This window comes from Pantoea sp. XAF26B01_ASV70 (assembly GCF_054512635.1).
Genome location: NZ_CM137251.1, coordinates 612,308 through 632,201, shown reverse-complemented (window position 1 = coordinate 632,201; position 19,894 = coordinate 612,308). Strand labels below are relative to the sequence as shown.

The 19,894-nt window shown below is 55.0% G+C and carries 11 protein-coding genes and 1 tRNA gene; 6 read left to right on the top strand and 6 right to left on the bottom strand.

Features of this window, described 5'->3' with window-relative positions:
• Nucleotides 1-392 precede the first annotated feature (392 nt).
• Nucleotides 393-2,234, top strand: a complete 1,842-nt coding sequence (gene rpoD / locus ACX8ZY_RS03040; RefSeq protein WP_010699749.1) for an RNA polymerase sigma factor RpoD — start codon at nt 393-395, stop codon at nt 2,232-2,234.
• A gap of 74 nt (nt 2,235-2,308) precedes the next feature.
• Here rpoD and mug read toward each other — a convergent pair whose 3' ends face one another.
• Together mug and ACX8ZY_RS03030 are read right to left on the bottom strand one after the other, a co-directional pair.
• A complete protein-coding gene (gene mug / locus ACX8ZY_RS03035) occupies nt 2,309-2,827 on the bottom strand; it encodes a G/U mismatch-specific DNA glycosylase (RefSeq protein WP_115758050.1) in 519 nt (172 codons plus the stop codon).
• Entirely contained in the window at nt 2,824-3,408 is a 585-nt protein-coding gene (locus ACX8ZY_RS03030) for a TetR/AcrR family transcriptional regulator (RefSeq protein WP_421665216.1), read from the bottom strand. Before ACX8ZY_RS03030 ends, mug begins: the two co-directional genes overlap by 4 nt.
• 138 nt (nt 3,409-3,546) lie before the next feature.
• Between ACX8ZY_RS03030 and ACX8ZY_RS03025 the strand changes: the two genes are divergently transcribed.
• From ACX8ZY_RS03025 to ACX8ZY_RS03015, 3 genes are all read left to right on the top strand, one after another.
• Entirely contained in the window at nt 3,547-4,338 is a 792-nt protein-coding gene (locus tag ACX8ZY_RS03025) for an SDR family NAD(P)-dependent oxidoreductase (protein WP_143789733.1), read from the top strand.
• A 202-nt stretch (nt 4,339-4,540) separates the two neighbouring features.
• Nucleotides 4,541-4,616, top strand: a tRNA-Ile gene (locus ACX8ZY_RS03020).
• A gap of 605 nt (nt 4,617-5,221) precedes the next feature.
• Nucleotides 5,222-5,494 (top strand): hypothetical protein, encoded by a 273-nt coding sequence (locus ACX8ZY_RS03015; protein ID WP_244637881.1) that lies wholly within the window; start codon nt 5,222-5,224, stop codon nt 5,492-5,494.
• A gap of 118 nt (nt 5,495-5,612) precedes the next feature.
• On the opposite strand, the gene ACX8ZY_RS03010 is transcribed toward ACX8ZY_RS03015, so the two are convergent.
• Nucleotides 5,613-5,768, bottom strand: a complete 156-nt coding sequence (locus tag ACX8ZY_RS03010; RefSeq protein WP_216844881.1) for a YnfU family zinc-binding protein — start codon at nt 5,766-5,768, stop codon at nt 5,613-5,615.
• A 307-nt stretch (nt 5,769-6,075) separates the two neighbouring features.
• Here ACX8ZY_RS03010 and ACX8ZY_RS03005 point away from each other — a divergent pair, with 307 nt between their 5' ends.
• Together ACX8ZY_RS03005 and ddlA are read left to right on the top strand one after the other, a co-directional pair.
• Nucleotides 6,076-14,661, top strand: a complete 8,586-nt coding sequence (locus tag ACX8ZY_RS03005) for a GH36-type glycosyl hydrolase domain-containing protein (RefSeq protein ID WP_421665215.1) — start codon at nt 6,076-6,078, stop codon at nt 14,659-14,661.
• A gap of 225 nt (nt 14,662-14,886) precedes the next feature.
• Nucleotides 14,887-15,984: a D-alanine--D-alanine ligase gene (ddlA, locus tag ACX8ZY_RS03000; protein ID WP_010699767.1), complete on the top strand. Its 1,098-nt coding sequence runs from the start codon at nt 14,887-14,889 to the stop codon at nt 15,982-15,984.
• Nucleotides 15,985-16,004: 20 nt separating this feature from the next.
• Here ddlA and ACX8ZY_RS02995 read toward each other — a convergent pair whose 3' ends face one another.
• The 3 genes from ACX8ZY_RS02995 to ACX8ZY_RS02985 form a co-directional block, all read right to left on the bottom strand.
• A complete protein-coding gene (locus ACX8ZY_RS02995) occupies nt 16,005-17,426 on the bottom strand; it encodes a GGDEF domain-containing protein (RefSeq protein WP_421665213.1) in 1,422 nt (473 codons plus the stop codon).
• 269 nt (nt 17,427-17,695) lie between these two features.
• Nucleotides 17,696-19,171, bottom strand: coding sequence for a SulP family inorganic anion transporter (locus tag ACX8ZY_RS02990; protein ID WP_052271971.1), 1,476 nt, complete (start codon nt 19,169-19,171; stop codon nt 17,696-17,698).
• Nucleotides 19,168-19,803, bottom strand: coding sequence for a carbonic anhydrase (locus tag ACX8ZY_RS02985; RefSeq protein ID WP_029519418.1), 636 nt, complete (start codon nt 19,801-19,803; stop codon nt 19,168-19,170). Before ACX8ZY_RS02985 ends, ACX8ZY_RS02990 begins: the two co-directional genes overlap by 4 nt.
• Nucleotides 19,804-19,894: the final 91 nt, after the last annotated feature.

Here is a 19,894-nt window from a genome sequence, read left to right as displayed (position 1 = left end):
TCAGTCTGGTCACCGCCAGCGCACAGCTTCCGGAGCGTACTGAAGTACGTGAGGAAAGCGAGCACTGCCGGAGAGCAGAATGGCAAGTAAGCCAGGCCAGCAGCACAAAATTTAAAGGCCGCAGGCGTCGAAGCCAGTCTGGTCACCGCCAGCGCACAGCTTCCGGAGCGTACTGAAGTACGTGAGGAAAGCGAGCACTGCCGGGGACAAGAATGGCAAGTAAGCCAGGCCCTTAGCACAGAGTTTATACAAGCGGCTTAAGTGCCGATTACTGATGGGCAAAGCCCACGCCGCGACGAAGGCAGCGGCAAGAATTAAATGCCTTTACTGCTATTGTTGGCTCGCTGCCGACCGACACCAATCTAATTTAACAGAAGTGTGGATACCGTCTTATGGAGCAAAACCCGCAGTCACAGCTCAAGCTTCTTGTCACCCGTGGTAAGGAGCAAGGCTATCTGACCTATGCTGAGGTCAATGACCATCTGCCGGAAGATATCGTCGACTCAGATCAGATCGAAGACATCATCCAGATGATTAACGACATGGGTATTCAGGTGGTTGAAGAAGCCCCGGATGCCGACGATCTGATGCTGAACGAAAACAGCTCCGATACTGACGAAGATGCCGCGGAAGCTGCCGCTCAGGTGTTATCCAGCGTTGAATCTGAAATCGGGCGTACCACTGACCCGGTCCGCATGTATATGCGTGAAATGGGTACCGTTGAACTGCTGACGCGCGAAGGCGAAATTGACATCGCTAAGCGTATTGAAGACGGTATCAACCAGGTTCAGTGTTCTGTAGCCGAATACCCTGAAGCGATTACGTATCTTCTGGATCAGTACGACAAAGTTGAAGCAGGCGAATCACGCCTCTCCGATCTGATCACCGGTTTCGTCGATCCTAACGCAGAAGAAGATATCGCCCCAACGGCAACGCACGTGGGCTCTGAACTTTCTGAAGCCGATCGTAAAGACGATGAAGAAGAAGATGAGGAGGATGATGACAGCTCCGACGACGATAACTCAATCGATCCGGAACTGGCGCGCGAGAAGTTTTCTGACCTGCGTAAGCAGTATGAAACTACCCGCGCAGTGATTAAAAGCAAAGGTCGCAGTCATGCTGCCGCCGTTGCTGAAATCCAGAACCTCTCTGATGTCTTCAAGCAGTTCCGCCTGGTACCGAAGCAGTTCGATTACCTGGTAGGCAGCATGCGCACCATGATGGAACGCGTCCGTACGCAGGAACGTCTGATCATGAAGCTCTGTATTGAGCTGTGCAAAATGCCGAAGAAAAACTTCATCACGCTGTTTACCGGCAACGAAACCAATGAAACCTGGTTCAAAGCCGCACTGGCCATGAACAAGCCGTGGTCTGAAAAGCTGCTGGAAGTGCAGGATGACGTGACACGTTCCCTGCAGAAACTGGCGCAGGTCGAAGAAGAGACCGGTCTGACCATTGAACAGGTCAAAGACATTAACCGTCGCATGTCGATCGGTGAAGCCAAAGCACGTCGCGCCAAGAAAGAGATGGTGGAAGCTAACCTGCGTCTGGTTATTTCGATTGCCAAGAAATATACCAACCGCGGTCTGCAGTTCCTTGACCTGATTCAGGAAGGTAATATCGGCCTGATGAAAGCGGTAGATAAGTTTGAATATCGCCGTGGTTACAAGTTCTCGACCTATGCGACCTGGTGGATCCGTCAGGCTATCACCCGCTCTATCGCCGACCAGGCGCGTACCATCCGTATTCCGGTGCATATGATTGAGACCATCAACAAGCTCAACCGTATTTCACGCCAGATGCTGCAGGAGATGGGCCGCGAACCTACGCCGGAAGAGCTGGCTGAACGTATGCTGATGCCAGAAGATAAAATCCGCAAGGTGCTGAAAATCGCTAAAGAGCCGATCTCTATGGAGACGCCGATTGGTGATGATGAAGATTCACATCTGGGCGATTTTATCGAAGACACCACGCTGGAGCTGCCGCTGGATTCTGCTACCTCAGAGAGCCTGCGTTCTGCGACCCATGACGTGCTGGCTGGCCTGACCGCGCGCGAAGCGAAAGTGCTGCGCATGCGTTTCGGTATCGATATGAACACTGACCATACGCTGGAAGAAGTGGGCAAACAGTTCGACGTTACGCGTGAGCGTATTCGTCAGATTGAAGCCAAAGCTCTGCGTAAACTGCGCCATCCGAGCCGTTCGGAAGTGCTGCGCAGCTTCCTCGACGATTAAGTCAGACAAAAACCCCGGTTCGCCGGGGTTTTTTATGCCTGCCTGTTACTGCCTCTCCCCTGCCCTGCGCAGATTCATTCGTTCCCCGCATGCAGTTCCACATAGAGCTGACGATAAGCCTCTACCATCTCGTCCAGAGATGCGCGATTAAGGCCGCTGGGATTCGGCAACACCCACACCTGCGTTTTCCCCATACATATAGGCTGTTTGCCCCATTCGACTTTGCTCTGCTTAAAAGCACGACGAAACGCATCCTTACCCAGAATCGCCAGCGCAGCCGGCTGGTAATCCAGCACCTTTTCCATCAGCCGTTTGCCGCCATCGCGCAGCTCATCAGGCGCTAACTCACTCGCCTGCACTGTGGGCCGCTCAACCAGCATGGTGATGCCGCAGCCGGTTTCCGTTAAGCGCTGCTCCTCTTCCGGCTTCAGCTGCTGCTGGGTGAATCCGGCCAGATGGATCACTTTCCAGAACCGGTTGCCGGGATGCGCAAAGTGAAACCCCTGATGGGCGGTTGACTGACCCGGGTTAATGCCACAGAACAGCACATCAAGATCGGAGGTGATGATGTCGCGGATCGCGTGTTCGCTCATGCCGCCACCTCCAGCGTACGCTGCTTCAGCGCATCGCGGCTGCGTTGCAGCATCTGGCTGGCCTGCTCTGCATCCGGACAGGCTCGCGCCATCGCCAGCGCGCCAACCATCTCTGCGAGCATGCTGGAGGCCAGCGCTTCCGCATCGGGCAACTCCAACTCACGTAATATCTGCGCCAGACCGGCATGCATCGCGTTAAAGCCCTGTGCGAAGATCTGCCGCGTTGGCTGTGGAAGATGAGCTACTTCACTCACCAGAGCGGCTAATGGACAGCCCTGCGCCGGTGCATTGCGATGCGCCTCGGAAAGATAGCTATCAATAAAATCTGCCAGCTGCTGCGCTGGCTGGGTCACGGACTCCGCGGGCTTTAAGGTATCGGCTTCAGCAAACATATGCTTCAGCACCTCCTCAACCAGCTCCTCGCGTGAGGTAAAATGCGCATAAAAACCGCCGTGTGTCAGCCCGACCCGCTTCATCAGCGCCGCTACACCAATTCCTTCGGTGCCGGTTTCACGCATCACGCGCGCCGCCTCATCAAGGATACGCCGCCGCGTATGCGCTTTGCTGCTCTGCTTCTCCATCTCATCTCCTGCGGTGTCTGCTACGTAGCGTCTGGCTATTATAGTAATTATTACGGTCATCATATTCCAGCTTGACGACAGATATGATGATCGTCATATTGATGGCTATTATGACGACCATCATACGAGGAAAAAGAGATGTCACAATCAGGCACAGCTTTAATCACCGGCGCATCCAGCGGTATCGGTGCGACCTATGCAAAACGACTGGCAGCACGCGGTTATGATTTGATTCTGGTCGCACGCGATCAGGGGCGGCTCACCACCCTGGCTGACGCACTGGCAAAGCAGCACGATATTCGGGTGACGGTTATGGCGGCTGACTTAACGCACGAGCAGGATCTGCAACGCGTGGAGTCGGAACTCGCGAACAACGCACAGATTACGCTGCTGCTGAACAACGCGGGCATGGGCGTTGAGGGTGAGTTTCTGGAGGCGGACATCACACGCATTAACACCATGCTGGCGTTAAATATTCTGGCACCCACCCGTCTGGCACAGGCGGCTGGCCGGGCTTTCAAAGCGCGCGGAAATGGCATCATTATCAATATCGCCTCGGTGTTGTCGCTGGTGCATGAGATGTTCAACGGCGCTTATAACGCCACTAAGTCTTATGTACTGACTCTGACGCGTGCGATGCAGCGTGAACTCGCAGAGAGCGGCGTGCAGGTACAGGCGGTGTTGCCCGGTGCGACCCGTACAGAAATTTTCGACCGCGCAGGCCAGTCTATTAATGACATCCCGGCTGAAATGCTGATGGACGTTGATGAGATGGTGGACGCCGCGCTTGCCGGACTCGACAGCAAGGAGACGGTAACCATTCCGGCACTGGAGGATCTGCAGATGTGGCACGACTACGATCAGGCACGTGGCACGATGGTTCCTCATCTTTCGCGGAATCAATCAGCATCCCGTTATCGTCAGCGCTGAGTCAGCTATCAGCCATAATGACTGAAGTCCGGTTTCACTAAAGGCACGGAGAAGCATTATCCGTGCCTGTTTGCGACTTAGGGATCGCGGTTCGCCAGATTTGTTATAGAAATCAGCAGGTAAATCACTGCTGCTTATTTCAGCAACCGGTGGCTGAGTGCTGGATTGCCCTGAAGAGATACTTTATAATCCCCGCTCCGCTGGCCCCTTAGCTCAGTGGTTAGAGCAGGCGACTCATAATCGCTTGGTCGCTGGTTCAAGCCCAGCAGGGGCCACCAAATTTTACCTTTAAAATCAGCATATTGAAGCTAGCTTTCAGGGTGGCTTTTTTGTTTATCCTTCAAATCCCCCTTCCTTGTTTCTCTCTTCCTATAAAAATCTGAAATTTTTCTGTTAAGCCACCGCCAGCTAACCCGGCAGGCCGGAAATCTGCTGATTGATGTCCGATTCCATCAGATGGAAAGTTCGGCCTTTCGCGAACTCAACAGGCGGCGTGATGATGCCTTAGTGCGCATATCTCCACTGGTCGGGGCCGTGCCGAGTAAACTACGTCAGGGAGATGAAGGCTTCAGTATATTGCCGCGTCAGTAGTTTCACCTCTCCCTTTCCCTGATTAACCTCACACTCTCATACCCACTATTTTCCCCGTAAAAGACACCGCTAATCCTCACTCTGATAGCCCGACTGATACCCCGGAGTCACTTTTTAACCCTGCAGAGGGTGTATCAGATTATTTTCATAAACCCGCTATATTTACGGATATAAACAAATGCAGTCCAGACGGGCCAATTGAAATCTGCACAACGTGTGCGCTGAGGTCAGATTCACAATGCTGCAGATTAATTTATTGAACAGAAGAGTATGAATAGATTAGAGGTTTATCATGAAAAGTTCATCAAGTGCTGAACTCTGCTGCCGGGTAATTCGTGGAAGAACCATCATGCCGCTGAAGAAAGTTGCGTTGTATCAGGTCGAATTTGAAAATGGCAGATTTGCTGTGTTACGCATTAATAACCTTCTGACGCTTCAGGAAGGCGATATTATCTCAAGAGTTAATGAAGTGTGGTCTGCAGGACCAGATATTATTCAACTGTCACCATTCGAATTTCTCGGCCAGGGTGAATCACAACGTTATTTCACCGAGTACGAAAGATAATGCAGAATTATCAGCACATTGAAATTAATGTTACGGATAAATTGCCTCAATGAGGGATAAGGTTAAACAGTATGACTTGCTGCTGCCTGGTGATCGCAACATAAAAAGACGACGGACTTTATATAACATACAATGACTTACAGTGAGGGCATAAGACTGCCTGTCCTTTATTCTTTTTAGCTACAGACTGTCTGGAAAACTTTTTACACACCGGACACTGTGTATTGGTTTCGCTGCTGTGTAGCGCGTCGAAGAGAAAGCTCAACCAGGTCATGTCGTTATCCTCTGAAATGTTGCCATCAGCGTAACACAGTAGAAGTAAATTAATTTTTTTATCTGTCGGGTCTGATGTTAAACAGGGATAAGGTGAGGAGAAGGCAGCTGTTTATTTTTTTAACTTTATTTTATCGCCATAAGAGAACGCCAGCCGGTTAATCAGGATAGCTACGAATAACGGAAACAGGACTATAATCAATATCATCTACACCTGTTTATCACCTCCAGCCCTTCTTTTGGCTCCTTTTTTGTCATCCTTTCTTTTTTTCCGGATCCAGCTGCTGCGTAAGCGCAAGGAAATGAGTGTGAAAATAAAACTGACGACGTGGTTCAGCCGGGAAAGTGAATTACCCGATGAGCATTTTCCTTTGTTCCCGACTGAAGGTATTTATCAGGCCCACCGGCCAGATATTTTTTCGGCTGAACAAATGGATAACTACGGCGAAAAATTAGCGAAAACGCATAATCTGTCGGGTGGAAAATGGTCCTACCGACTGTTGCAGCAGCTGGCAGATAATGAACTGTCATTGACGCGCAGCGCAGAGATCCTGAGTGAAGGCGATAAGCGCAGCCAGACACCGGCGGCCGTCTGGATACTGGATAATTTTTACATCATTGAAGAGCAGATCCGCCTGGTCCGGCACCTGTTACCGGCAAAATTTGGTAAAGGACTGCCCATGCTGGAGGAGTCGGCTCATTACCTGCGCATCCAGGCTATCGCCGAGGAGATGATTAAGCACAGTGATGGCAGACTGGAAACCAGCGTCCTGCATCCTTTTATCGCTGCCTACCAGCGCGTTACGCCCCTGCTGCTCGGCGAACTGTGGGCCATGCCTGCCATGTTACGGTTTGCGCTTATCAACAATCTGTCCCGGATTGCGGCTGACGTCGCCAGGGTACATCAGGAACGTAATAAAGCGGAGCAGTGGATCAGCGATATCCTCTCCACTGCCGCCGAAGATGCGTCAAAAGTTATTCTGGTCATCGCTGATATGGCCCGCCAGAACCCGCAGGTTTCCGGCGCTTTCGTCGCTGAACTTGAACGGCGCTTAAGTGGCCAGAACAATACTCTGGCGTTAACCTGGGTCGAACAACAGCTGGAAAATACCGGCCGGAAAACCTCGGAAGTCATTGAGCAGTTCAACCGGCAGCTGGCCCTGAGTCAGCTCTCTGTCAGCAACAGTATTACTGGCCTGCGGCAACTCGGCGAAATTGACTGGCAGGCCTTTGTCGAATCCGTCAGCCTGGTTGAGAAAGTCCTGCAGCAGGATCCCACCGGAACATACCCGCTGATGCATTTTGACAGTCGCGATGACTACCGCCACGTGATTGAACGTCTGGCACGGCACAGTCGCTTTGATGAACGTGAAGTCGCCCAGGCTGTGCTGACGCTGGCCAGCCAGCCTGATCTTCACCTGCGTCAGCAGCATGTCGGCTATTACCTGCTGGATAAAGGATTTCAGCAACTGGAACAGCAGCTTGACGTTAAGGTGACGTGGCTGAACAGGAGCCGGCAGCATCTGAGTCAGACCCCTTTACTCTCCTGGTTAGGCAGCCTTTTACTGCTGACAACCGCGTTTACCGCCGAGATGCTCTACAGCACCCATCAGGCGGGCATGGTATCTTTATTGTGGTTGCTGGTGCTGCCCGCCATCATTGTCAGCAGCCAGCTAGCCTTGCAGTTGCTGAGCGAGTTAACCACCCGTAGCCGCCATCCCCTTCCCCTGCCCCGACTCGATTATGCTCTGGCGGTACCGGAGCATGACCGCACACTGGTAGTTATCCCCTGTTTACTCAGCAGCAATGAGGGAACAGACGCCCTGCTGCGCTCTCTGGAAATCTGCTATCTCGGTAACGCCTTAGTGAATATCAGTTTTGCGTTACTGACCGACTTTACCGATAGCGCCGAACAGGACCATCATCATGACGCCGCGCTTATCCGTTACGCCGTGCTGAAAACGGAAGCGCTGAATCGGCGCTACAGCGGGGGTAAATCGGATATTGCGCTGTTCTCCCTGTTACACCGTGACCGCACCCATAATATTTCTCAGGGTGTCTGGATGGGGTATGAACGCAAGCGCGGTAAGATCCATGCCCTGAATCGCTGGCTTCAGGGTGAAGAAAACGCCTTCAGCGTCACGGTAGGTGCCACGCAGACGCAGCTGCACAGCGTTAAATATGTGATTACTCTCGACAGCGACACAATACTGCCGCGTGAGACAGCGCATAAGCTGATTGGCGTCATGGCCCACCCGCTCAATGCGCCGGTATTCGACGATGTCAAAAATCGGGTAGTTGAAGGCTATGCCATCCTGCAGCCTCGTCTGGCTGAAGAGATACCGGTTAACGGTCAGAGCCGCTATGCCCGGCTGTGCAGCAGCATTCCGGGGAATGATGCTTACTCCTCACTCTCATCCGATATTTATCAGGATCTGTTTGGTGAAGGCTCATTTGTCGGCAAGGGTATTTACGATGTCGCTGCCTTTAGCCGGGCGATACGCAATACCTGTCCGGAAAATCTGGTGCTGAGCCATGACCTGCTTGAGGGGTGCTATGCCCGCTCCGGTGTGGTCAGTAACGTCGTCCTGTATGAACAATATCCGGATAGTTATCTGAGCGATGTTGCCCGACGATTTCGCTGGGTGCGGGGCGACTGGCAGCTCCTTAACTGGCTACGGTTGCAGGTGCGGCAGGAAGATTGCAGCCGTCAAAAAAACCCGCTCAGTGCGCTTTCCCGCTGGAAATTAACAGACAATCTGCGCCGCAGCCTGGTAGCGCCTGCCCTGCTGATGCTGGTGTTTATGCTGTGCACGATAGTACCGAACCCAATATTCTGGCTAGGATGCATCATGCTCTTTCTGCTGCTTCCGGGACTGCCAGCGTTGGTAATCGACGGGGTGACGAAAAGTAAAACGCGTGCCTGGCGGCAGCATCTATCCATGCTGGTCACCGATGCCTTTAACCGCCTCTCCCGCGCTGGCCTGGCGCTGGCCATCCTGCCTCACGAGAGTTACTGGTCGCTGAAGGCGATTATCGTGACCTTATGGCGCCTGACTATCAGCCATCGCTACCTGAACGAGTGGAAGAGCGCTTCATCACTGAAACCTGTCGAGCCTGATGTGCGCCATTTCTACCGCCGCATGTGGATTAATCCGGTAGCAGGCGCGGCTCTGGTATTCCTGACCAGCCTGAGCATGCCGTCGATGACGCATGTCGCACTGGCGCTCGCTTTATTGTGGGCGGTCGCCCCCGCGTTACTGAGCCGCATGAGCCAGCCCAAACGCGCTCAGCCAGGCAGCCTTTCAGCGGAACAGCGCATCTTTTTGCGTCGCACCGCGCGTAGAACCTGGGCCTGGTTTAACGAATTTGCCAGCAGTGATAACAACCATTTGCCGCCGGATAATCTGCAGGAGATTCCGGAGTCGCGGGTGGCCAACCGGACCTCACCGACCAACATTGGCCTGTCGCTGCTGGCAAACCTGACGGCATGGGATTTTGGTTATATCAGCCAGAATCGGGTCATCAGCCGGACGCTCGACACCCTCGATACCCTTGATCGAATGGAGCATTTCAGAGGACATCTTTATAACTGGTATGACACCCAGACGTTAAAACCACTGAACCCACGCTACGTCTCAACGGTAGACAGCGGTAATATGGCGGCTCACCTTGTGACCCTTCAGGCTGGCCTGGCGCAGTGGAAATACCAGCCGGTGATGTCTCTCCCCTGTATCCTGGAAGGTCTCTCCGATACCTTCTCACTGCTTAAAGACCAACTGAGCGACACCCGCAGCGACATTGTGGAACAAATCGCAGCTAAGCTAAGCCTGATGCAGCGCGCTTCACCCACCGATTTTCACGCCGGGATGCAGGCTCTGCTGGCATTAAGCGTATTGGCAGAACAGGCTTATCTTCCGACAACGCGGGTAAACTGGCCGGCGCTTTTCCATCAGCAGCTGGTGGATTTTACTCAGGAGTGGTCCCTCCTTTTCAGCTGGGTTAGCCCGGATGCGCCACTGCCTGCCGACATTCCGTCATTGCTGTGGCTCGCTGAGTTGAACCTGAACCGCCCCGGACTCCCGGAAAAACAGGCAGAGACTGCGATATGGGCCGCCCGCGAACGAATGGCTGCCCTGCTGGAGCTGGACAGCCGCCTTAGCGATCACGCCAGTATGGACTTCCGCTTTCTCTATTATCCGGCCACGTCTTTACTCAGCGTGGGCTATAACATGGACAGCGGTCTGCTGGACGCCAGCAAATATGACCTTTTCCCTTCAGAAGTCCGCCTGACGCACTACTTTGCTATTTCCACCAGTCAGCTTCCGGCCAAGAGCTGGTTTGTACTGGGGCGCTTATTTACTCAGCTTAATAACCAGCCCGCCGTGATGTCATGGAGCGGCTCAATGTTTGAATACCTGATGCCGCACCTGGTCATGCCGGTTTACCCCGACACGCTGCTGGAAAAGATGGCGTTATCGGCGGTCAGGCAACAGATTGCCTCGGGTAACAGCACCGATACGCCCTGGGGCGTTTCGGAATCGGGTTACGCTGCGTTTGACGTCAATCATAACTACCAGTATCGGGCATTTGGTACGCCAGAACTGGGTCTGAAACGCGGCCTAAATGACAATCATGTTGTTGCGCCCTATGCGACGCTGCTGGCGCTGATGGTGCTGCCGCAGGAGGCGACGGCTAATCTGATAAGACTTAAAAAAATGGGTGCCAGCGGTGACTACGGTTATTACGAAGCGCTGGATTTCACCGCGGATCGACTGGCTCCCGGTCAGCCATTTGCGATCGTCAAATCGTATATGGCTCATCATCAGGCGATGGGATTGCTTGCACTCTCTCACCAGTTGCTGGATGCGCCCATGGTCGCGCGGTTTATGTCCAGCGCACTGTTTCAGTCGTCGCGTTTGCTGCTTCAGGAAAAAGTGCCTGATGATATTGAGCTCTATACCCCACGCCGCAGTTTTGTCGAAAACAGTGACCCTAAACAGCAGCGCAGCATTCCCGACCAGCGTGAATTCAGTGGTTCAGATCCGCGCCAGCCACAACTGCAGCTGCTTTCCAATGCAGATTATCATCTGATGGTGACGCACGCGGGGACAGGCTACAGCCAGTGGAAGGGGCTGGCACTCACCCGCTGGCGTGCAGATAGCACCAGCAACAACTACGGAACGTTCTGCTACGTTACCGATCAGCAATCCGCCGAAGTGATTGCTCACAGCTATCAGCCGACCTGCTGCGAGCGTCCGCATTATAAAACCCGTTTCAATGATGCCGGGATTGAGTTTGACGCTTCAGGCACCACCTTCAGCATTCACACGCATATCGTGGTCTCCCCGGAAGATGATGTGGAGATCAGACGCATCACGGTCACTAACCGTTCCCGTCAGACCCGCCCGTTTGATATCACCAGCTACACCGAAGTGGTACTGGCACCAGCAGCCAGCGATATGGCCCACCCTGCGTTCAGTAATCTGTTCGTCCAGACTGAGATCGTTGACAGGCTGGAAGCGATTCTGGCTCACCGTCGGCCACGTGAAGAGAAAGAAGTGACGGCATGGATGTTTCACGCGATGGCGATACATGGCAATACCGGCCGCCAGACCTCTTTTGAAACCGACCGGGCTCGTTTTCTCGGGCGCGGCAGGACGCCAGCCGATGCTCAGGCGCTGATGCCGGGCAGTGAATTAACGGGTCAGCAGGGAGCGGTGTTAGATCCCGTGTTATCAATTCGCCAGTCAGTGACGTTAAAAGCGGGAGAGGCCGTCACCATCGATATGCTTTACGGTGTGACACTTCAGCGTGACACCACTATTGCGCTGATTGAGAAGTACCGTAACCACATCAGCGCCGATCGGGTGTTTGAACTGGCGTGGTCCCACAGTCAGGTCGCCTTGCGTCAGTTGAATATCCGCACCGAAGATACCAGCCTGTTTAATCAGCTGGCCAGTGCCGTACTGTTTTCCAGCGCCGAAATGCGTGGCGAATCAGACGCGCTGATGCAGAACCGGCTGGGCCAGGAGTCATTGTGGCGCCATGCGATTTCGGGTGATCTGCCGATTCTTTTGGTTCGGATAGAAAACATTAATCAACTCGACCTGGTCACCACGCTCATTCAGGCGCACCAGTACTGGCGACAAAAAGGACTGACGGTCGATCTGCTCATCCTGAACAGCGACCAGGGCGGCTACCAGCAGAACCTGTTCAATCAGCTCACGACCCTGATCCCTGCCGGAGATGAACGGCAGCAGGCGGACAAACCTGGCGGCATATTTATCCGCAAAAGCGAAAGTTTTTCCGCTGACGATCTGCAACTGTTGCTGAGCGTCGCGGCGGTCGTGCTGGAAGGCCGGAACGGCAGCCTCGCCGATCAGCTCAGCACGCTGTTAAAACCGGTGCGCACCCCGCCTGCTTTTGCATTTCCATCGGTCAGTAAGACGCCGCCGCCTGCAGCCGTCACCTTTTCGCCGGAGCGGTTGCAGTTTTTTAATGGCACCGGTGGCTTCAACGAGGACGGCAGCGAATATCACATCATTCTTTTCGGCCAGCAGCAGACGCCTGCGCCGTGGTGCAATGTGCTGGCCAACAGCCAGCTTGGTACCGTCATTTCCGAGAGTGGTCAGGGCTATAGCTGGTATGAAAACGCGCATGAATATCGTCTGACGCCCTGGCACAATGACCCCGTCAGTGACAGCTCTGGCGAAGCGCTTTATCTGCGTGATGAAGAGACGGGTGATGTCTGGTCGCCCACGCCGCTTCCGGTTCGCGGCAAGGGGGATTATCTGACCCGTCATGGCTTCGGTTACAGCACGTTTGAACACACGGAGTATGGCATCAGCAGCACGTTAACGGTGTTCGTGGCAGAGGAGGCGCCGGTCAGACTTTCCCTGCTGACGCTGAGTAACCTCTCTGGCAAAACGCGTAATCTGTCGATTACCGGATACGTCGAATGGGTTCTGGGTGAGCTGGCGAGCCGCTCCGCAAGGCATGTGGTGACCTCCCCTGCCGCTATCGCGACAGGCAGCGCGGTTCTGGCCAGAAACTTTTATAACAGCACGGGCTCTGCGCGGACCGCTTTTTTTGCCGTCACAGGTACCCGGATTGCGCACAGCGGCAACCGGCTTGAGTGTCTGGGTCGTAACGGCACCACACGGCAGCCCGCGATGATGAATGTTCGTGGTCTGTCGGGTAACACCGGGGCAGGAATGGATCCCTGCGCCGCGCTGCAGACGCTGACGACACTGATTGACGGCGACAGCCGCAGCTTTGTTTTTGCCCTCGGCGTGGGGGAAGATGAGGGTGCAGTGACCGCGCTGATGCAGCAGTTCCTCTCCACCGGGGAGGCACAGAATGAGCTGACCAGGGTTAAACAGCACTGGCACCAGCTACTGACTAAAGTGCAAATCCAGACACCGGCAACGGAGGTCGATTTACTGGCAAACGGCTGGCTGCTTTACCAGACGCTGGCCAGCCGTTTGCTGGCACGCAGCGGATATTACCAATCCGGTGGTGCCTTTGGTTTCCGCGATCAGTTGCAGGATACGCTGGCGCTGACCCACGCTGCCCCTCAGCGCCTGCGCGATCAGCTGTTGTTGTGTGCATCCCGCCAGTTTATTGAGGGAGATGTACAGCACTGGTGGCATCCGCCTGCTGGCCGTGGCGTCAGAACCCGCTGCTCCGACGACTACCTGTGGCTGCCCTATGCGCTGTGCCGCTATGTGCAGGCAACCGATGATATGGCGCTGCTGTCACAGCCCGTCAGCTACCTTGAAGGTCGCCTGCTGGCAGAGGACGAAGAGTCTGTCTATGAGCTTCCGGGCGTCAGTAAGATTAATGAACCGCTATGGCAGCACTGCGTTCGCGCGGTTAACCACGCCCTTAATTACGGTCAGCACGGCCTACCGCTGATGGGCTCAGGGGACTGGAACGATGGTATGAGTACCGTCGGGATTGCCGGCAAGGGTGAAAGCGTCTGGCTCGGCTTCTTCCTCTATACGGTTCTGGACCGCTTTGCCGCGCTGGCTGTGCGGTTCGGCGATACCGATACCGCCCGCCACTGTCAGGAGCACGCGCAGACGCTCAAAACCGCGCTTAACCATGCGGCCTGGGATGGCGAATGGTATCTGCGCGGCTTTTTTGACAGTGGCCAGACGCTCGGTTCACATGCTGACAGTGAGTGCCGGATAGACGCCATTGCCCAGAGCTGGTCGGTACTCTCTGGCGCAGGCGAGGACGCCAGATGCCGGTCAGCGATGGAGGCGCTTTATCAGCATCTGGTTGATAAGGATAACCGGCTGATTAAATTGCTCACTCCGCCTTTCGATGGCGCAGGGCCAAATCCGGGCTACATTCGCGGTTATTTACCGGGCGTCAGGGAAAATGGCGGTCAGTACACCCATGGGGCTCTGTGGGCGATTATGGCCTTTGCGGCGATGGGTGAAACAGAGCGCGCCTGGTCCCTGCTCTCTATGATTAATCCGGTTAATCATAGTGGCAATCAACAGGATATGACGATCTACAAAGCAGAGCCTTATGTGATGGCTGCGGATGTGTATGCGGCCGAAGGCCACAGCGGGCGGGGTGGCTGGACCTGGTATACCGGTTCGTCAGGCTGGACCTATCAGCTTATCAGTGAGAGTCTGCTTGGGATAACCCGGCGCGGCAACGCGCTGTCTGTCCGGCCACAGCTTCCCGCTGACTGGTCAGAGATAAAAATTGTCTACCGTGAGGGGGAAGGGATCTACAACATCCGGGTCACTCGCGGTGACAGCACCTATCAGCTGTGGCTGGATGGCAAACGGTGTGACGGTGACGAAATAGCGCTGGAAAGCCATCGCCAGGAACATCAGGTTGAAGTCAGGCTGGGCTCTGCATCAGGTTAAGTTAAACCTGACACCCCGCCTGCATCAGGTTAAAGAGGAGATTCAGTGACCTTTGCGAGCGGGCCGTTGAGCTGCCACCCGCGTCAGCACGGGCAGCTCAACGGCAGCGTTCTGGTGAGTGGCGAGGGTTAATCGCCTGCTCACAATTATCTGTCGCCCTGCCCTGTTTTCCCTCGCGAAGCCCATGCTATCTTGTGGTTTTGATTTTTTCAGTGGGCAAAATTGATGACAAAGTTGCGGGTAGGGATCGTGTTTGGCGGGAAATCGGCTGAGCATGAGGTGTCGTTACAGTCGGCCAAAAATATCCTTGAGGCGATCGACAAAACCAGGTTTGACGTGGTGTTGCTGGGCATTGATAAGCAGGGACACTGGCGTCTTAACGATGCTTCAAACTTCTTACTTAACGCTGAAAATCCGGCGCTGATCGCGCTGAATCACGCCGCTGAAGATGTGGCGCTGGTGCCCGGCACGACTCAGCAGCAGATCATCACCCGTCATAACGCCCATCCACTGTCGCAGATCGACGTTATTTTCCCTATCGTGCACGGTACGCTGGGTGAAGATGGCTCCCTGCAGGGCCTGTTGCGTATGGCCTCGTTACCTTTTGTCGGTTCCGACGTGCTGGGCTCTGCGGTCAGCATGGATAAAGATTTTACCAAACGCCTGCTGCGCGACGCCGGCCTCAACGTCGCGCCGTGGGTGAGCGTCACCCAGGCCCAGCGCGCACAGCTGGACGCCAGCGCAGTCATTGCCCGCTTTGGCCTGCCGCTGTTTATCAAACCCGCCAACCAGGGTTCATCGGTGGGCGTCAGCAAAGTGGACAGCATTGAAGAGTTTGATGCCGCGCTGGCGCTGGCCTTCTCCTTTGACCGCAAGGTGCTGATTGAACAGGGTATCAAAGGTCGCGAGATCGAGTGTGCGGTGCTGGGCAACGATGCCCCTGAAGCCAGCCCCTGCGGTGAAGTGGTGGTGCATGACGCCTTCTACTCGTATGACACCAAATATATCTCTGAGAGCGGTGCGCAGACGGTGGTCCCGGCAGCCATTTCACCGGAAACCAGCGATGCGATACGTGAGGTTGCCATCAAAGCCTTTACCGCGCTGGAGTGCTTTGGCATGGCGCGCGTCGATGTGTTTTTAACTGCCGATGGCGAAATTATCGTCAACGAAGTGAATACCCTGCCCGGCTTCACCAATATCAGCATGTATCCGAAACTGTGGCAGGCGGCCGGACTCAGCTATCAGGATCTGATCAGTCGTCTGATCGACCTGGCGATTGAACGCCACCAGCAGGCCAGTACCCTGAAAAGCAGCGTCAGCTGACAGAACCCGGCGGCGTGGCGTTATGCCACGTCGCTGGTGATGGCACGGTAGTTAACCGGCGAGGTCTGATTGCGGCCATTGCGTTTCGACAGATAGAGATTTTTATCGGCTGCGGAGATCAGCCGGTTGATCACGCGGTGCCACTCCGTCGCCTCACCGGCACTGCCATGCGCCAGCCCCAGACTGACGGTTACCGTGGCCGTACTGCCCTGCAGCCAGAACTTCTCTTTAGCCATCTTCTGCCGGATGCTCTCAGCAAGAAAATAGAGCTTTTCCGGATTCTGGTCGAACAGCACCACCGCAAACTCTTCGCCGCCAAAACGGCAGATGCGCCCCTCTTTACCCACGACGCGCTGCATACGGCGGGCGATCTCTTCCAGCACGCTGTCACCCGCATCATGACCAAAATTGTCGTTAATCGCTTTAAAATAGTCGACATCCAGCAGGATCACGCCCGCCCGGCGGTCCGGGAAGATCGGCTCAGCACGCAGACTTTCATAGAGGCCGGAACGCGACAGCAGCCGGGTCAGGAAGTCATAGTTGGCGCGCAGCGCCAGACGCTGGTTGAGCTGGCGAATCGCATCCATGCTCACCGCCACAATCAGCGGGCTGATCGCAATGGTCGCCACGCCCAGCCGTGCCGAGGTCAGATGGGTGATCGGCAGCATATTGTCATCGCCCTGGATATTCATCACACCGTGCGAAACCAGAATAATTTCGCTAATGCCGGTGAGCAAAATCACCAGGCTGGTGAGCGGCATCGGCAGCACGATGGCGCACCAGACCAGCGCCGGAACCGGGAACGTCAGGCTGCCTGCGCCGCCCATCATCGCGCCAATCATCAGCGAAAAAATCACGGCGACAACCGGTGCCAGCTTGCGCATCTGCATTAACTGCCGGGGCGACAGCGACGCCCAGTCGCGCGTCAGCAAAAAGGGCAGCAGCATCAGCCCGGTTGAGAACTGTTCGCTGAACCATTCGCCCCAGGCCGTCACCAGCCCGCTGTTAAAATCGGCCTGCTGCGCCAGCGCCCCCCAGCTGGCGCAGGCCAGTCCGGCCAGCAGACAGGCCGGAAAAATGCGCAGCACGCTGGTTATACGCTCGCTGCCGGAGTCGTGCTGAAGATGTTTTACCAGCAGCGTCACCGCCACCAGCACAAACAGAAGATTCGCCATGTTGAGGGTAAAAGCAGAGAGCGCCCAGCCTGAAAAAACGATGTCGTTAAACACCATCGCAGCAAAGGTGGCCAGGTAATAGCGGGTCTGATGCAGAAAAGGATTCCGGACGATCACGCCAGTGACAATCGCATTGACCGGCCAGAACAGCGACAGCTCCTGTGGAAAGCGCAGGTGTCCGCCGATAAAGCAAAACAGCAACGTGATTAAAAACAGTGAAAATGCGTTCTTCTTAACGTTGTGCTCTTCAAACAGCTGTATGCGCATACATCCGGACCTTGTCACAGAGAGGCTGGCTGTCCACGCCAGCCTGGACAGGCGCGTGGTGTCAGAATGATTAAATCCTGAATCTCCTCAATGTCATCCGGCGATAAAACCTCGTTTCATGGGCTAACTCAGAAAAGTTACCGTTTTGAGGCTAAACCCATCAGATGACAGCAAAAACTGGGGCTCTATTATGCATCGCAAATAAAAAAATCGGATATCCGAGATATCCGATTTTTGCTGTTCTGACGACTTTACCGTTGCGCTAAACGCTATTTTACGGCAACCGGCCACTGACTCAGGCGAATGCCGCGTTTGTCGGCATTATCGCCAAAATCTTTCAGCACCGCTTTGACGTCGGGATCGATATATTCCGCATTGTCGTTATCGACGATGACTACGCTGTTCTCCGGGATCTCATCCAGCAATCCCTGCAGCTTTGGATTGTGCATAAAGGTCAGGTTCTGCTGAAAGCGCAGCACGTAGTGGTCGTCATAGCGGGTGAGCTGCAGCGCGTTGCGATGGCTTTTATAGATGCTATAGAGGATCTGCGTGGCGATGCCGATACCAATCCCGACCAGCATGCCCAGCGTGATAATACCGACGATGGTGGCCAGAAACGGCACGTACTGCTGCGCGCCCATCCGGAACTGCTCAATAAACAGTTTGGGTGTCGCCAGCTTGTAGCCGGTATAGAGCAGCACGGCAGCGAGGCTGGCCAGCGGAATGGCGTTCAGCATCTCACTGAACCACATGCCGCAAATCAGCAGCAGCACACCGTGAATGAAGATCGACAGTTTGGTCTGCGCGCCCGCACTGACGTTAACCGAACTGCGCACAATCACCGCCGTTATCGGCATCGCGCCAAGGAAACCGGCCGCCAGGTTACCGATGCCCTGCGCGAACATCTCTTTGTTAGGCGATGGCGCGGGCGTCTGAGGACGCAGTTTTTTCAGCGCCTCCTGACTCAGCAGCGTTTCCAGACTGGCGACCAGGGCTAAGGTTACCGCAACAACCCAGACCTGCGGATTCTGCCAGGCCATCCAGTCGGGCGTTTCCAGCTCTGCTACCAGCGCGGAAATGCTGTCAAAAGCGGGCAACGAAATACGCGCCAGACCGCTGGTCATCTCCGGGAACAGCCGTCCACCCAAGACGGTAGCAAGGCAGCCTATCAGCACGGCAATCAGCGGCCCAGGGATCCAGGCCAGCGCTTTGATCCGCTTCACCGGTGCGGTAGTCCAGAGACATAAAATGGCCAGGCCGACACCCGCTACCGCTACCGCAGGCAGCGAGAAGGTCATCTCACCGGTCACCAGTGAAACCAGCTCCGCATCGCCCGCGGCTCCCAGCGCCACCGGGATCTGCTGCATGATCAGCAGCAAACCGATCGCCGCCAGCATCCCTTTGATGACGCTGCCCGGCACCAGCGAAATAAACCGTCCGGCACGCAGCAGGCCAAACAGACATTGCAGTGCTCCGGCGATAATCAGCGCGGTGAGAAAGGCGGAAAAACTGCCCAGAGACGCCATTGAGGCAACGACGATGGTGACCAGGCCTGCCGCCGGGCCGCTGACGGCAAACCGGGACGGACTCAGTGATGTGACCACCAGGCCGCCAATCACACCAGTCAGCAGACCGGCAAACGGCGGTAATCCGCTGGCCTGTGCGATGCCAAGACAGAGCGGTAAGGCGACCAGAAACACCACCAGACCCGCAGGAATGTCGCGACGCAGGGTATCGAGGTTCATAATGAAGGTTCCTCTGCAGATTGATGAATCAGCTCTTTAAGATGGCCGGAGCGCAGGTCATACACACAACCAAACACCTCCAGTTCCTGGCCCGATTGCCAGATTTGCCGGACCGGTTCAGATTTCACCAGTCTGGCGAATTGCGCCTTAACGTTGGCCTCAACCAGCCGATCGAGCTGTTCACCCGGCTCCGCGTCTGAAGGGGGGCTTTCCGCCAGGCCATGCTGAATGTCATGACGCAACGTCTGAATGCGTCTCGCCAGCGCGCTCTCCTGCCCGTCCAGCACGCTGCCCGGCAGATTCTGCGCGGCTTCCACCCCACCGCAGCCATAGTGGCCGCTTAATACAATGCGTTTTACACCGAGAAAGAAGAGCGCGTATTGCAGCACGCTCAGTAAATTGTCATCGTCTTCAATCACCATGTTGGCGATATTACGATGCACAAAGAGTTCGCCAGGATGGGAGCCAGTTAAGACTTCTGCCGGAACGCGACTATCAGAACAACCTATCCAGAGTGAGTGCGGCTTTTGCTGATGAAGGAATTTTTTAAAGTAGTCTGGATTACGCTGGCGGCGCTGTAATGCCCAACTGCGATTTTTCGCTAATAAGGGTTTAAGTGTCGTCACAATCATCTTCTCTCTACTACCGGGATGTCGCATCCTGGCTAACCACAAAGTGTATCGGCTCACAAATAAAGCGTGAGCCGCCAGGTAAATAAGAACT

Coding starts and splice junctions, on each gene's coding strand:
- rpoD (WP_010699749.1), top strand. CDS start 393: ATGGAGCAAAACCCGCAGTCACAGCTCAAGCTTCTTGTCACCCGTGGT.
- mug (WP_115758050.1), bottom strand. CDS start 2,827: ATGAGCGAACACGCGATCCGCGACATCATCACCTCCGATCTTGATGTG.
- ACX8ZY_RS03030 (WP_421665216.1), bottom strand. CDS start 3,408: ATGGAGAAGCAGAGCAGCAAAGCGCATACGCGGCGGCGTATCCTTGAT.
- ACX8ZY_RS03025 (WP_143789733.1), top strand. CDS start 3,547: ATGTCACAATCAGGCACAGCTTTAATCACCGGCGCATCCAGCGGTATC.
- ACX8ZY_RS03015 (WP_244637881.1), top strand. CDS start 5,222: ATGAAAAGTTCATCAAGTGCTGAACTCTGCTGCCGGGTAATTCGTGGA.
- ACX8ZY_RS03010 (WP_216844881.1), bottom strand. CDS start 5,768: ATGACCTGGTTGAGCTTTCTCTTCGACGCGCTACACAGCAGCGAAACC.
- ddlA (WP_010699767.1), top strand. CDS start 14,887: ATGACAAAGTTGCGGGTAGGGATCGTGTTTGGCGGGAAATCGGCTGAG.
- ACX8ZY_RS02995 (WP_421665213.1), bottom strand. CDS start 17,426: ATGCGCATACAGCTGTTTGAAGAGCACAACGTTAAGAAGAACGCATTT.
- ACX8ZY_RS02990 (WP_052271971.1), bottom strand. CDS start 19,171: ATGAACCTCGATACCCTGCGTCGCGACATTCCTGCGGGTCTGGTGGTG.
- ACX8ZY_RS02985 (WP_029519418.1), bottom strand. CDS start 19,803: ATGATTGTGACGACACTTAAACCCTTATTAGCGAAAAATCGCAGTTGG.